This is a genomic window from Pseudonocardia sp. EV170527-09, from assembly GCF_008369905.1.
Classification (GTDB): domain Bacteria; phylum Actinomycetota; class Actinomycetes; order Mycobacteriales; family Pseudonocardiaceae; genus Pseudonocardia.
The window spans coordinates 65,413-78,416 of the sequence record NZ_VRMC01000005.1 but is presented as its reverse complement, the minus strand read 5'-3'; the positions used below and the strand labels follow the sequence as shown (position 1 = coordinate 78,416).

Annotated in this window: 14 protein-coding genes; 8 read left to right on the top strand and 6 right to left on the bottom strand. The window is 76.8% G+C overall.

Features of this window, described 5'->3' with window-relative positions; genetic code table 11:
* Positions 1–17 precede the first annotated feature (17 nt).
* From FVA95_RS02615 to FVA95_RS02605, 3 genes are all read left to right on the top strand, one after another.
* Positions 18–368: a metalloregulator ArsR/SmtB family transcription factor gene (locus FVA95_RS02615; RefSeq protein WP_240051220.1), complete on the top strand. Its 351-nt coding sequence runs from the start codon at positions 18–20 to the stop codon at positions 366–368.
* Positions 365–1,936, top strand: coding sequence for an LCP family protein (locus FVA95_RS02610; RefSeq protein WP_149662762.1), 1,572 nt, complete (start codon positions 365–367; stop codon positions 1,934–1,936). Before FVA95_RS02615 ends, FVA95_RS02610 begins: the two co-directional genes overlap by 4 nt.
* 78 nt (positions 1,937–2,014) lie before the next feature.
* On the top strand, positions 2,015–2,635 hold the full coding sequence (locus FVA95_RS02605; protein WP_240051219.1) for a DedA family protein: 621 nt from the start codon (positions 2,015–2,017) through the stop codon (positions 2,633–2,635).
* Positions 2,636–2,653: 18 nt separating this feature from the next.
* Here FVA95_RS02605 and FVA95_RS02600 read toward each other — a convergent pair whose 3' ends face one another.
* Together FVA95_RS02600 and FVA95_RS02595 are read right to left on the bottom strand one after the other, a co-directional pair.
* Positions 2,654–3,334 (bottom strand): DUF3153 domain-containing protein, encoded by a 681-nt coding sequence (locus tag FVA95_RS02600; RefSeq protein WP_149662760.1) that lies wholly within the window; start codon positions 3,332–3,334, stop codon positions 2,654–2,656.
* 37 nt (positions 3,335–3,371) lie between these two features.
* Positions 3,372–3,983: an N-acetyltransferase gene (locus FVA95_RS02595; protein WP_193564281.1), complete on the bottom strand. Its 612-nt coding sequence runs from the start codon at positions 3,981–3,983 to the stop codon at positions 3,372–3,374.
* Between the two features lie 326 nt (positions 3,984–4,309).
* On the opposite strand from FVA95_RS02595, the gene FVA95_RS02590 reads away from it, so the two are divergent.
* Both FVA95_RS02590 and FVA95_RS02585 read left to right on the top strand, forming a co-directional pair.
* The gene (locus FVA95_RS02590) at positions 4,310–4,630 is read left to right on the top strand and encodes a hypothetical protein (protein ID WP_051050348.1); all 321 of its coding nucleotides are present in this window, start codon (positions 4,310–4,312) and stop codon (positions 4,628–4,630) included.
* Positions 4,631–4,986: 356 nt separating this feature from the next.
* Positions 4,987–5,460, top strand: coding sequence for an SAV_6107 family HEPN domain-containing protein (locus FVA95_RS02585; protein WP_240051218.1), 474 nt, complete (start codon positions 4,987–4,989; stop codon positions 5,458–5,460).
* An 88-nt stretch (positions 5,461–5,548) separates the two neighbouring features.
* Here FVA95_RS02585 and FVA95_RS02580 read toward each other — a convergent pair whose 3' ends face one another.
* Positions 5,549–6,379, bottom strand: a complete 831-nt coding sequence (locus tag FVA95_RS02580; RefSeq protein ID WP_020623749.1) for a ParA family protein — start codon at positions 6,377–6,379, stop codon at positions 5,549–5,551.
* Between the two features lie 127 nt (positions 6,380–6,506).
* Here FVA95_RS02580 and FVA95_RS02575 point away from each other — a divergent pair, with 127 nt between their 5' ends.
* The 3 genes from FVA95_RS02575 (at position 6,507) to FVA95_RS02565 (ending at position 8,557) form a co-directional block, all read left to right on the top strand.
* Entirely contained in the window at positions 6,507–7,265 is a 759-nt protein-coding gene (locus tag FVA95_RS02575) for a bifunctional 2-polyprenyl-6-hydroxyphenol methylase/3-demethylubiquinol 3-O-methyltransferase UbiG (RefSeq protein WP_240051217.1), read from the top strand.
* Positions 7,266–7,578: 313 nt separating this feature from the next.
* Positions 7,579–7,989, top strand: coding sequence for a DUF3040 domain-containing protein (locus FVA95_RS02570; RefSeq protein ID WP_020623751.1), 411 nt, complete (start codon positions 7,579–7,581; stop codon positions 7,987–7,989).
* A 301-nt stretch (positions 7,990–8,290) separates the two neighbouring features.
* Complete coding sequence (locus FVA95_RS02565; RefSeq protein ID WP_149662759.1) at positions 8,291–8,557, top strand: hypothetical protein; 267 nt, start codon at positions 8,291–8,293, stop codon at positions 8,555–8,557.
* Positions 8,558–8,668: 111 nt separating this feature from the next.
* Here FVA95_RS02565 and FVA95_RS02560 read toward each other — a convergent pair whose 3' ends face one another.
* The 3 genes from FVA95_RS02560 to FVA95_RS02550 are packed head-to-tail and all read right to left on the bottom strand — an operon-like array spanning position 8,669 to position 13,004.
* The gene (locus FVA95_RS02560) at positions 8,669–9,271 is read right to left on the bottom strand and encodes a TetR/AcrR family transcriptional regulator (RefSeq protein WP_149662758.1); all 603 of its coding nucleotides are present in this window, start codon (positions 9,269–9,271) and stop codon (positions 8,669–8,671) included.
* A gap of 35 nt (positions 9,272–9,306) precedes the next feature.
* Positions 9,307–11,655 carry a DUF3488 and transglutaminase-like domain-containing protein gene (locus FVA95_RS02555; RefSeq protein WP_149662757.1) on the bottom strand — a complete coding sequence of 783 codons (2,349 nt, stop codon included), beginning with the start codon at positions 11,653–11,655 and terminating at the stop codon, positions 9,307–9,309.
* Positions 11,652–13,004: a DUF58 domain-containing protein gene (locus FVA95_RS02550; RefSeq protein ID WP_149662756.1), complete on the bottom strand. Its 1,353-nt coding sequence runs from the start codon at positions 13,002–13,004 to the stop codon at positions 11,652–11,654. The genes FVA95_RS02555 and FVA95_RS02550 overlap by 4 nt, the downstream gene beginning before the upstream one ends.

Genomic DNA, 13,004 nt, shown 5'->3' with positions numbered 1-13,004 from the left:
AACTGTCTGGAGGTCCGGTGGAGACCGCCCCCGAGGGCCCGCAGCCCCTCGACCCCGAGCTGCTGGCCGACGCGGCCGCGGCGTTCGGGATGCTCGCCGCGACCTCGCGGCTGCAGATCGTCTGGCTGCTCGCCGAGGGCCCGCGCGACGTCGGCACGCTCGCCGCGGTCCTCGGCCAGCCGGTGGCGGCGGTGAGCCAGCACCTGGCGAAGCTCAAGCTCGCCGGGCTGGTCCGGGCCCGTCGCGAGGGCCGCCACCAGATCTACGTCATCGCCGACGCCGGCATGGTCGAGGTGGTCCGCACCGTGGTGGCCGCACAGGACCGCCGTCGCGGGCCGGACGCCGTCCGCGACCGGGGGAGCGCGTGACGCCGCCGGGCCCGGTGCCCCCGGGCCGTCCGCGTCCGGACCGTGCCGGCACGCCCCGTCCGCCCGGCGCCCCGACGGCCCGGGGGGCCGCGACCCCGCCCGCCCCCGGTGCGGCGACGAGGCGCTCCGGAGCCGCGCCGTCGACGTCCGACGCGTCGTCGCGGGCTTCCGCGGCCCGGGGCGCGGCGGCCCGGCGCGACACCCGGGCGCCGCAGGCGTGGCCCCGCTCCGGCGGTCCCGCCGGCCCCCGGCCGTCACCGGCGGTCCCCGGCGGTGCGTCGGCCGGTCCGCGGTCCCGGCCCGCCGACCCCGGCGCCCGTCCCACCACGCCGATGCGCCCGGTCGCCCCCTGGCCCCGCGCCGAGCAGCGCACACCGGCCCCGCGGTGGCACTGCGTCCGCGGCCTCGTCGCGGCGCTGTCGGTCGCGGTCTTCCTCGCCACCGGCGCCGGCTGGGCGATGGTCGGTGGCACCAGCGGCCTGACCACCGCCGACGTCACCGGCCCGCACGTCGCCGACGGCGCGACCGACATCCTGCTGGTCGGCAGCGACTCCCGGGTCGACGCCCGCGGCAACCCGCTCCCGCGCGAGGTCCTGGACGCCCTGGACGCCGGCGACGCCGACGGCCAGGACAACACCGACACCCTGATGCTGGTCCGCATCCCGGACGACCCCGACCTCGGCGCGTCCGCGGTGTCGATCCCGCGCGACTCCTGGGTCGACGTCCCCGGCCTCGGCCTGCACAAGATCAACTCTGCGCTGGCGCGCGGCGCGGCGATGGCCCGGCCGGACCTGGTCCGCCAGGGCCTGAGCGGGCCGGACCTGGAGCGGGCGGCCAACGCCGCGGGCAGCAGGCTGCTCGTGCGCACCGTCGAGGAGCTCACCGGCGTCTCGATCGACCACTACGCCCAGGTCAACCTGGCCGGGTTCGCCGACATCACCCGCGCGCTCGGCGGCGTCCCGGTGTGCCTCAAGGCCCCGGTGCACGACAGCTACTCGGGCGCCGACTTCGCCGCGGGCCCGCAGACCGTGCAGGGCGCCCGGGCGCTCCAGTTCGTCCGCCAACGCCACGGCCTGCCCGAGGGCGACCTCGACCGGGTCCGCCGTCAGCAGGCGTTCCTCGCGGGGCTGACCCACCGGCTGCTGTCGGCGGGCACCCTCACCGACCCGACGGCCGTCGCCGACCTGATGCAGGCGATCAACGGGGCGGTCGTGCTCGACCAGGGCTGGGATCTCACCTCGATGCTGGCCCACGCCTCGCAGCTGCGCGGGGACCGGGTCACCTTCCGCACCATCCCTACCGGCCGGGCCGACTACCGGACCGGCAGCGAGGGTGTCGCGGTGAAGGTCGACCCGGCGCAGGTCACCGCGTTCTTCGCCGGGCTGACCGCGCCCGGGGCGCCGGCCGACCCCGGGGCCGGCGACGACGCGGACCCCGCCGCGCCGACACCGGCCCCGGTCACCACGGAGAGCAGGACCGGACGGGCCGCGGCGCCCCGGGGTGACCCGACCCCGGCCGCCGACACCCAGCCCGAGCTGACCGCCGACGGGGTGCCCTGCGTCGACTGACGCGGCCCCGTCAACCCGGCCGAGGAGCCTCCCATCACCGAGATCATCGACTTCCTGACCTCCGTCCCGTTGTGGGTGGTGGTGCTTGTCGCGGGGCTGGTCACCCTCGGCGAGACCACGATCGGCGTCGGGCTCGTCCTGCCCGGCGAGACCGTGCTCATCGGCGCCGCGATGGCCGTCCCGGACGTCCCGGCCGCGGTGCTGGTCACCGGAGTGGTCGCCGTCGCCGCGGCCTGCGGCGACTCGATCGGCTACGCGGTCGGCCGCCGTTTCGGCCCGCGGCTGCGCGAGTCCCGGATCATCGGCCGGATGGGCCGCGACGCCTGGGACGACGCCGCCCGCACCCTGCGCCGCTGGGGTCCGTGGGCGGTGCTCGGCGCCCGGTTCCTGCCGGTGGTGCGGACGATGACCCCGGCCGCGGCGGGCGCGTCCGGACTGCCGCTGCGGCGGTTCCTGCCCGCCGTCGTCGTCGGGGCGACGGTCTGGTCGGCCGTGCACGTGACCGCAGGCTTCCTGCTGCGCGAGGCCGCCGAGCAGTTCGAGAAGGCCTTCGGGATCGCCGGCTGGGTGGTCCTCGCGGTCGTGGTCGTGGCCGGCGTCGTCGGGTGGCGGGTGCGGCGTCGTCGCGCGCAGGCCCGCCGGGCCGCCGCCCGCGAGACCGTCGCCGTGCTCGCCGAGGAGCGCCGCGACGCCGCCTGACGCCGGACGGGCGTGCCCTCAGCGCCGGATCGGCGGGTTCCGGTCGCGCCGGGCCAGCAGCACGGCGGCCCCCGCCGCGACGACGACGAGTCCGGCCAGCAGCAACGACCAGCCCAGGATCGACGGCGCGTTCGGATCGGTCGAGATCACCGAGGCGTTGATCTGTGAGACCTCACCGGGGACGAACTCCCAGGTGACGGTGCCGCCGTCGGTCTCGCCGTCGGACTCGACGACCTCGCCCGGGAAGCTCATCGCGAGCCGCACGTCGGCCCGGTCCACCGGCATCGTGGTCAGGTCGGCCCGGCCCTGCACGGCGATCCGCTCCCCGACCCGGCGCAGCTCCAGGTTCGCCCGGCCCGAGGCGTTCCCACCGAGCAGGTTCAGCTGCGAGACCTGCGCGAAGGTGAGGTTCTCGAAGGCCGCGCGGGTGCCGACGAAGCCGTCCTGGTCGTACGGCGACAGCTCGACCTCGTCCGTGAGGTCGGCCGGGACCGCCAGCTGCGGGCCGCGACCGTCCGGCGCGCCCGCGGGCGTCGCGACGACGATCGTGCCGTCGACGGTGTCGTCCGGCTGGACGGCGAGGGCCACCTGGACCCGGGCGCAGCCGGTCAGCGCGAGCAGGGCCAGCACCGCGAGCAGCACGAGCGCACGCGTCCGGGTTCGACGGCGTGCGGGTGGCGCGGTGTGGTGCGACGGCATGGCGTCATCGTGCCACCCGGGTACGACGGTCCCGGTGTCACTCGGGGGCGTGTGTCGGGTGATCCGTGGGGAGCAGGGGAAGCTCGCGCCCGAGGACGGCGAAGGGACGCGGGTCGCCGGTGAACAGGTGCTCGCGCAGCACGTCGACGAACCCGGCGCGACGGTAGAGCCGCCAGGCCCGGCCGGGCCTGGCGCGGCCGTACTCGGGGGTGGACAGCAGCATCCGGCTCCGGGCGGCGTCGCGGGCCAGCGCCCGCAGCAGCGCCTCACCGATGCCCGAGCCCTGGGCCTGCGGGTGGACGTGCAGCTCGGTCAGCTCGAAGTAGTCGGTCAGCCAGTCGACGCTCACGGCGTCGGGCTCCCCGCGCCGGGCCCGTAGTCCGCGACGGACCTCCTCGAACCACCACTGCCCGGGGCCGCCCCAGTAGCCGTAGCCGATGCCGGTGAGCCGGTCCTGCGCGTCGAGCCAGCCGACCGAGCGCCAGCCCGGTCGGTAGGAGTGCTCGAGCCACAGCGAGCGGCGCTGGCGTGCGGTCGACCGCGGGTAGCCCATCGCGGTGACGTAGACGTCGATCGCCTCGCCCAGCCGGTCGGCGAACTCGCTGCGGCCGAGACCGACCAGACGCGCCCGCGACGGCGCGGCGGTCACGGCGACCACCGGCCCCGGTGGGGACCGCACGCCCGCGCGGGTGCGGGGTCGGTGTCCGGGTGCATGTCCCCATCACACCACGCCCGGCCGGTTGCGGCGGGTCCGGACCGGGTGCCCCGCCACGGAGCCGGTGGGTGAGTGGCGCCACCCGGGCACCCGACTTGACGCGACGATCGAACACGCGTTCTACTGTCGTATGTCGAACGCGCGTTCGATGCCGGGGCGTCCGGTGGGCGGAGTGGGGGAAGCACCCCGTCGCCGGGCGTCCCGGAGACCGATTCCGGTGGTGGGAACCGAGGCCCGGCCACCGGGTGGAGGGCGTGGTGATGCCAGTGGGCGGCTTCTCGCGTTTGTTCCGGTCCCGCCAGCCGGCGGCGATCGACGTGCGCTGGCAGAACGGTGAGCCGGTCGAGTTCTCCCGGCGTCCGTCGCGCCGCGGGGAACATTTTCTGGTCACCGGGGTTCGAGACCAGTGGATCGAGGAGTCCCCGTGGCCGTTCCCGTCGCCGATGCCGGTGGGCGGGGACCGGCTGAGCTGTTGGCGGGTGCTCGCCCGGTCGGTGCAGGACCCGCAGGAGCCGCCGCGTGAGGTGGTGCTGCGGATGCGGTCCGGTCCGGGCGTGTGGGACCTGGTGAAGGTCGACTGAGTGGTGCGGGAGGTGCGGGAGGTGCACGTGCGGAGCAGGACGATGGAACTGGACCTGGCGCTGCCGGCGCCGCGGTCCGCCGGCCGGGCGGCGCCCCGGTGGCCGCCGCCCCACCGGCGCGGCGGCCCGCCCGGGCGCGGCCGGTCGCCGACGGGCTGTGGCCGCTGGACTGCGGCGCGGCACGGGGCTCGGGGCGGGGCTCGGCACGGGCCGCTGCCGACCGTACGGAGTCCGCGTCCGGTGCGGCGCCGTCCCGGCGGGGGAGCGGCCGGACCGGTACGGACCCGGTGGGGGGCGGGTGCACCGGACGGTCGGGTCGATCCGGGTCGACCGGAGCCGCCGGCCGGTCCGGGCAGGTGATCCCCCTGCCGGGCACAACCGCGCCGGCGGACGGCGGCGCCGTCCGATCGGCCGGCGAGACCGCGCGGCCGGTCGCGCCGCTCCGGTCGCCCGCGCCCGCTCCGCCGTCGCGGGATGCGCTCGGGCTGCTGCGCCAGGCTGCCGAGCAGCTCGCCGAGGCGCACCGGGAGACCGAGCCGCTGCGTCGTTACCCGGCGGCCTACCTCGCCGCGCTCCGTGCCGGGGCGGCGGTGCTGGCCATGCGGGCCCGGCCCAGGACTCGCCGGGGAGCCCCGCGCGACGTCTGGCGGCTCCTCGCCGAGGTCGCACCGGAGCTGGAGGAGTGGGCGGTGTTCTTCGCCGGCTGCTCGCGGCTGCGGATCGAGGCCGAGGCCGGGATCGGGCGGCACGTCGACCGGCGCGCCGCCGACGACCTGCTGCGCCAGGCCGAGCAGTTCGTGACCCGGGTGCAGCTGCTGCTGCCCCGGTGAGGATCCCCGCCGGAGCGGCGGACGGCGCCGGGGGCAGGTCGGGCGGGCGCGAACGGGCGCGCGGCGAGCAGACCCGAGAGGGGGTCGGTCAGGCCGAGGCGGCGGGGCGCGAGGCACTGCGCAGCACCCGGCCCAGCAGTGCGGTGAACACCGCGGAGATCTCCCGGGCGCCCGGGGTGTCCCAGGCCTGGATCGGCAGGCAGGCGCCCTGGGCCTGCTGGACCGCCGAGCGGTCGGGCAGGACGCTGTTGAACACCAGGGGGCCGAACAGCTCGCGCAGCTCGGAGATCCGGAACTCGTGCTCGGTGTTGCGCGGCCGCACCCGGTTGACCAGCACGCCCAACGGCTGCAGGCGGTCGTTGGACCGCTCGCGCTCGGTCTGGACCGCGTCGAACGCGCGCTGCACACCGGACACCGAGAACATCGTCGGGTCGGTCACCAGGATCGCCCGGTCCGCGGCCGACAGCGCGCTGCGGGTCAGCTGCCCCAGCGACGGCGGGCAGTCCACGATCACCAGCCGGTAGCGCTCCTCGGCGGGCTCGGAGCCGCCGGAGTCGTCGGTGATCAGCTCGCCCGCCAGCCGCTGCAGGGCGCGGTCGAGCCGGTACAGCTGCGCCGCCCCGGGGTCGGGGTGGTTGTGCCGCTCGGTCTGCTCCGCACCGACCAGCACGTCGAGGCCCTCGCCCCACGCCGACGGCGCGATGGCCCGCTCGACGACCGCGCGGCGCGGCTCGTCCAGCACGTCGGCGACGGTGGCCGTGGTCGGCTCCGGGTCGAGCGCGGTGGTGGCGTTGGCCTGCGGGTCGAGATCCACCACGAGGGTGGAGACGCCGTGACGCTGCGCCGCGCCGGCCAGACCCAGTGCGACCGTGGTCTTGCCGACGCCACCCTTGAGACTGAGCGTGGCGACGACCTGCACCCACCCAACCTACCGTGCGGTGCGGCACGGTCGCCGGGCGGAGTCCACATGATCGTCGGTGCCCCGCCGTGGGTGTCGTGGCGGGCGGGCGGGCCGGGCACCGGCAGGGGCCACTAGTCTCGGCGCCGTGGGATCGCCGACACGCGAGCAGGCCGGAGCAGCGCGCGGGGCTGCCGTGTTCCGGGTGCTGGACAGGGAGATCGACCGTGTCCGCCGGGACACCGGGGCCGCGCCCCGGGTGCTCGACGTCGGCGGGGGCAGCGGCACCTGGGCGGTGCCGCTGGCGATCGCCGGCTGCGCGGTGACCGTCGTCGACACCAGCCCCAACGCGCTGGCGACGCTGGCCCGACGCGCCGGTGAGGCCGGGGTCACCGACCGGGTCACCCCGGTGAACGGCGACGTCGACACCCTCGCCGAGGTCGCCCCGGCCGACGGCGCCGACCTCGTGCTGGGTCACGGGCTGCTCGAGGTCGTCGACGGCCCGGACCGGGTGCTCGCCGCGCTCGCCGCGGCCGCCGCCCCGGGCGGAGCGGTGTCGGTGCTGACGGTGGGGCGCTACGGCGCGTTCATCGGGCGCCTCGCCAGCGGCCGGTTCGCCGAGGCCCGTGCCCTGCTCACCGACCCCGAGGGGCGCACCGGTCCCGACGACCGGCTGCTGCGCCGGTTCGACGCGCACCGGCTGCAGGAGCTCGCCGCCGGGACCGGACGCCTGCAGACCGAGATCCTCCAGGGCGACGGCACGCTCGAGGCGTGGCTGCCCGGCCCCGGTCAGGAGGGCGAGGCGGCGGGCCGCGAGGAACGTGACGAACTGGACGCGCTCGCGTCGCAGGTCGGCACCCTCGCCGAGGTCGCCCCGCGGTTGCATCTGCTCGCCCGGCGGTACTGACGCCCGTCCCGCCGCCGGTGTCCGACGGTCGTCGTTCGGCTGCCGTCGGTGATCGGTCGACCGGCGTTCACTCGTCCGCCCACCCCCGTCCGGGTGGGTCCGCGACGGTCCGGGTGATGGACGACACGCCGCGCAACACCGTCCGCTCGACGATCAGCCGAGCGGGTTGGACGGTCCGGGTGGTCGCGGCACGATTCGCCTCGTACTCTTGTCCTCAGACGCCCAGGTTGGGGCGCCCGTCGTACCGGTCGGGGCGAGGAAGCCCGGTCCGAATGCGGCCTACCGTCCGATTACGTGTGCCGGAGGTGAAGGCATGCCGCTCTCCGAGCACGAGCAGCGCCTGCTCGAACAGATCGAACGCGCCCTCTACCAGGAGGACCCCAAGTTCGCGTCCTCGGTCAGCGGTAGCCGGCGGAGCAAGCCCGCCCGGCGCCGCCGGATCCAGGGCGCCGTCCTGTTCGTGGTGGGCCTCGTGCTGCTCGTCGCCGGGATCCCCTTCCGGGCGCTCTGGCTCGGCGACCTGCCGATCCTCAGCATCGTCGGCTTCCTCGCCATGCTCGGTGGCGCGCTGCTGGCGGTCACCTCGATCGGCGCCCGTCGTGGCGGCGAGGAGACGACCGGCCAGGGCGGATCCGCCCCCAAGGACAAGCAGTCCGGCGAGAGCGGCGGTGGCTTCACCGGCCGGATGGAGGAGCGCTTCCGGCGTCGCTTCGAGCAGGAGTGACACCGGGCGCCCCAGGCGACTGCCCGCGTGACGCCCGGCGGGGCGGGACACCGACTCGGTGACCCGCCCCGCTGTCGTGTGTCCGGCACCGTCGCTGGGTGCCTGACGGTCGGGTAGGGGCGCGCCGCCCACGGCTACCCACGGGGCACCGGCTCGGCGACCGCGGTCCGGCGGTCGCGTCGCCAGGAGGCCCGCTGAGCTGCGCCGGTATCGCCGCCGAGTGGGTTCCGGACTTGACTTCACAGATCTGTGTACCTAGCGTCGACCCCCAGGGGTTCACTGATCAGTGAAGGGGTCTCGGATGCGTCAGGTTCTGCACGTGGTCATGGAGTTCCTGCGGGACGTCGCCTGGGGGGTCAACGCCGGCAGCGCGATCCGGCACGGTGCCCCACCTCCTGCCCCGCGGCGCGCCCGGCCCGTCCGGGAGCACGGCGGCGACGCGATCGGAGGTCGGGAGGCCGACCAGGGCCAGGCGCACCCTCTGTGCTGGACGGTCGATGCCCGTGGGGGACTTCGCCTGGCCGGCGGCACGCTCCCCGGGCCGGGCCCGGACCCCGTCACACGCTGACGCGGAGGTCGGCCCACGCGCCGGCGGAGCCGCGAGACGATGCGGTCGCCCCCGGTCCTCTGGGTTGGGTGCGAGCGGGTACGGCGCGTGGCCAGAGTGTGGCCTGCCTGCTCAGCGCAGTACCGCTCGTTCGTCCCGCAACAGGCGCTCGGCCGCCTCTCGCGCCCTGCGCAGGAGGTCGGGGTCGTCGCCGATGCCGTGGTGGGTGATCGCGCCTTCGAGGAGCAGGAACACCAGGTTCGCCGCCGCTTCGGGACCGGCGATCCCGGGGTGGTCGGCCCGGACGAGTGCTTCGAGGTGCCGGCGCACCGCACGCTTGTGGGCGCGGACGACGCGATGGGCGGGATGGTCCGCGGGAAGCTCTCCCGCGGCGTTGATGAAGGCGCAGCCACGCTCGGAGAAGTCGACGTTCTCGGTGTAGGAGTCCCAGAGCGCCAGCACTCCCGAGCCCGGACTCGCGGCCACCCTCCGCTCCATCAGCTCCCACCACGCGTGGTGCCGAGCCTGCAGGTAGGCCTCGACCAGGCGGTCCTTCGAGCCGAACCGGTTGTAGAGCGTGCGCTTGGTGATGCCGGACTCGGCCGCGATGGTGTCGACCCCGACAGCGTGGATCCCGCACCGGTAGAAGAGCTCCGACGCCACGTCCAGGATCCGGCGCGCGCCCGCGGTCAGCGCCGGCGCACGCAGCGCCTCGTGATCCTCCGTGCTCGACATCACCGCCCTCCTCCCCGTGCTCCAGACTTCACCGATCAGTGTACGTCGCTGTCGGGCCGAGACGTGCGGCCCTCGTCGAGGTCGTCGGCCGGCGCGTCGTCGTCGGCCGGACGGCGCCCGCGCCGGACCGCCTCCGGCACGACCGAGGCCGGCAGCACCCGGGCCCGCAACGGCGTCCCGCCGGCCGCGATCGCCGTCCGCACCTCGTCCACCAGGCCGTCGAGCGTGCCGGGTCCGGGCAGCATCCCGCCGTACCAGCTCGCCTCGACCCGGCCCGCCAGCTCGCGCAGCGCCTCCGCGGGCCGCCCGGACAGGCCGTGCCGCTCGATGATGCGGTCGGCGGCCGCGCGGATGGTGTCCCCGGGCGGCACCGGTATCCCGTGGTCGCGGGAGGCAGCCAGGACCTCGTCCCACGCCGCGGTCGCCGCGCCGTCGCCGCCGGCCCGGGCGAGCCCGGCCCGTCGGGAGTACTGGTGCCGGCGCCACAGGCCCGGGGTCAGCACGACGGTGAGCACCGAGGCCGCCAGCAGCAGCGCCACGACCAGCGGCCACCACGACCCGGTCGCGGCCGTCGGCCGGTCCGCCGCCTGCTCCTCGGTGGGCGGGGGCTCCGGGGTGGGGCCGGCGGCTTCGGGGGGCGGCGGCGTCGCGGACGGCTCGTGCTGCGGGGTCTGCTCGGCGGCGGGCGTGCCGCTCTCCTGCTCCCGGGCCTGCTGGACGTAGGCCGGGTCGATGGTGCGGCCGTCGGCGAGCGGGGTCGGGTCGAAGGTCAGCCAGCCGTACCCGGGGAACCACGCCTCGACCCAGGCGTGCGCGTCCTCGGTCGTGATCGTCCGGGCCCCGGAGCCGTCGGCGTCGCCCGCGGTGAAGCCGACCGCCACCCGGGCCGGGACGTCGACGGCGCGCAGCATGACCGCCATCGCCGAGGCGTACTGCTCGCAGTAGCCGGTGCGGCCGCGGGTCAGGAAGTCGACCAGGGCGTCGCCGTTGCCGCCCGGCGCGGTCGCCAGGCTGTAGGTGAAGGGGGAGCCGGGCCCGGTGAAGTGGTTCTCCAGCGCCATCGCCCGGTCGAACGGCGTCGCGGCACCGGCGGTCACCTCGCGGGCGATCGCGGTGACCCGCGGGTCGACCCCGTCGGTGTCGAGGTAGGCCCGGTCGACCGTGGTCGGGCCGGACGCCGCGCGCAGCTGGTCGGCCGAGGGCTCCGGCAGCCGCATCGACTGGGTCCAGCCGTCCTCGGACTGCGCGCGTTCGCTGTAGACGATGCCGCCGGCGGCGTCGTAGGCCCAGCTCGGCGAGGCGACCGCGATCCGGGTGGGGTCGCCGAACACCGGCAGCCAGTAGTCGCGGAAGCCGAGGTTCTCGACCTGCACGTCCTGCGCCGCGGCCGGCCCGGACGTCGACGGCGGCAGCGGCCCGGTCAGCGGCACCCCCGGCAGCGGACGGCCCGCCTTCCAGCCCTCCTGCGGCACGTAGGTCTGCAGGGTGAGCGCACGGAGGTAGGTCGGGGTCTCCAGACCCCGGACGCTGAACAGCGGCCGCGGCTCGCTGCGGGTCAGCTGTCCGCGCAGCGAGGTGAACGGGTTCAGCCCGATCGAGCCGTCGGCGTTGCCCCCGGTCCCGCCGGTGGCGTCGAAGCGACCCGAGGTCCCCACCGACGACGCCAGCAGCCCCGCCAGCAGCGAGCCCACGACGGCGACCGCGACGACCGCGGCCCCGGCCGGGATCTGCCGCAGCCGGTCCGGGCGCAGGAGCAGCAGCACGCCGTAGCCGAGCGTCGCCGCGACGACGGTCCACCAGGGCAGCAGGTCCGGCTGCAGCGCGGTCGGCACCGCGAACACCACGAGCAGCGGCACCCCGGCCGCGGCCGGGGCGGCGACGGTCACCGCGAGACCGAACACCGCGATCGCGATCGTGCCGAACCCGAGGGTGACCAGCAGCAGGATCTCCGGGCTCGCCGGCACCGGCGGCAGGCCGCTGTCGATCTGCTGCCCGGCACCGCCGAGCAGGCCCGACAGCTCGCCGAACGCCGTGGGGCCCGGGAGCACCCCGAGCACACCACTGCCGGTGAACCACGCGGTCACCAGCAGGATCAGGGCCAGCAGCTGCCCGGGCGCGACCAGCCAGGCCCGCAGCGGCAGCAGCAGGGCACCGACCAGAGCGACCAGCACGACGGCGACGGCGGCGTGGGCGAACCAGGCCGCGCCCTGCACCACCGAGCTCATCGCCGTCCCGGCGAGCAGCACCGCGACGACGGTCGCGACCGGTCCCAGCACCACCGTCCAGGCCGGCGCGCCCGGCGTCCGGCCCGCCGGCGCGGTCTCGGCGACGGGCGCGGCGGGCGGCGGCGCGGGCCGCACGGGGGGCCGGGTCGGCGCGCTCATCCGGTCGCTCCCGCGGTGCCGGGCGAGCCGCAGGCGTCGGCCCAGGCCCGCTGGACGGTCATGTCGGAGGTGACGACGGTGGCGTGCCACCCGGCACGGCGCAGCGCGGCCGCCGCGACCGACGCCGGGCGGGCCCGCGTCGCCGCGGACCAGGTGTCGACGTCGAGGAGGACGGCGTGCCCGCCGCGCGGCCAGGCCGAGACCAGCGCGGTGACGTCCTGCGGCGCGGTCCCGCCGAGCACCGCGAGCACCCCCTCCGGATGTCCCGGTCCGGGGCCGGGTGCGGTGAACCCGGTGCTCGCCGAGGGCCGCAGCACCGCGAGCGACTCCAGCCGCGGGGGCACGGCGTCCGCGCCGGTCACACCGGGCGGCACGTCGCCGACGGTCTCGCCGGACTCGTCGACGAGCGCGACGGCCTCGCCGCGCTGGAGCAGGTGCACCGCGGCGCTGGCGGTGAACGCCACCGCCCACTCCAGGCTGGACGCGGGTCCGTGGCCGCGGTGGGCGCTGTCGCGCCGGTCGATCAGCAGGGTCACGCCGGACGGGTCGGGCCGGTCGTCGAGGCGGACCATCAGCTCGTCGCGCCGGGCGCTGGAGCGCCAGTGCACACGGCGCAGCTCGTCGCCGTGGCGGTAGGGGCGGATCAGCACGTCCGGGGTGCCGGGGCCGGGGCGGCTGCCGCCCTCGGCGCCGCGCCCGGCGGCGGTGGAGGTCAGGGCGGGCCGCCCGGTGAGCGGGGTGACCCGGGGGAGGACCAGCAGCCGGTCCGCGGGCAGGAGGTCGTGACGGAACTCGGCGAGGCCGAGCGCGTCGGTCCCGCGGCCGCGCAGCGGGCCGATCCGGTACGCACCGCGGACCGCGGGCCGCACCGGGTAGCCGACCCGGGCGCCGCGGCGACCGAGCCGGTGCACGGTGAACCGTGGCGGGTAGCGGTCGGCGGGACCGGCGGCGTCGGGCACGTGGTCGGCGATCCGCAACGCGCCCAGCAGGGCGCCGCCGGCGATCCGCAGCAGCACCGTGCCGCCGTCGCCCGCCTCCAGCCGGGCCGGTTCCAGGGTGCGCGCGATCTGCAGCGAGCGGCGCGACCGCAGCGCGACGACGAGCGCGAGCAGCGGCAGGAGCAGCACGAACGCCCCGATCCGGACGAGGTCGCGCTCGTCGAGCGCGATCGCCGAGAGGACCATCGCGGCGCCGCCCGCGAGCAGGCAGCGCCCGCGCACGGTCAGCCCCGCCGGCCGTTCCCGGCGCGGCGCGCCGCCGGCCGCGAGCGGCGCCGAGGACCCGGACGCGGCCGGGGCGCCGGGCTCGGCGGGAGCCGGTGTCCGCGGCGGCGGCGCGGTCGGCGCCAT

What these genes read in the sequence shown, in the direction of transcription:
- FVA95_RS02600 (WP_149662760.1), bottom strand. Translation starts at nt 3,334, where the DNA reads ATGCCGTCGCACCACACCGCGCCACCCGCACGCCGTCGAACCCGGACG.
- FVA95_RS02590 (WP_051050348.1), top strand. Translation starts at nt 4,310, where the DNA reads ATGCCAGTGGGCGGCTTCTCGCGTTTGTTCCGGTCCCGCCAGCCGGCG.
- FVA95_RS02570 (WP_020623751.1), top strand. Translation starts at nt 7,579, where the DNA reads ATGCCGCTCTCCGAGCACGAGCAGCGCCTGCTCGAACAGATCGAACGC.
- FVA95_RS02565 (WP_149662759.1), top strand. Translation starts at nt 8,291, where the DNA reads ATGCGTCAGGTTCTGCACGTGGTCATGGAGTTCCTGCGGGACGTCGCC.
- FVA95_RS02560 (WP_149662758.1), bottom strand. Translation starts at nt 9,271, where the DNA reads ATGTCGAGCACGGAGGATCACGAGGCGCTGCGTGCGCCGGCGCTGACC.
- FVA95_RS02555 (WP_149662757.1), bottom strand. Translation starts at nt 11,655, where the DNA reads ATGAGCGCGCCGACCCGGCCCCCCGTGCGGCCCGCGCCGCCGCCCGCC.
- FVA95_RS02550 (WP_149662756.1), bottom strand. Translation starts at nt 13,004, where the DNA reads ATGGCGCCGACCGCGCCGCCGCCGCGGACACCGGCTCCCGCCGAGCCC.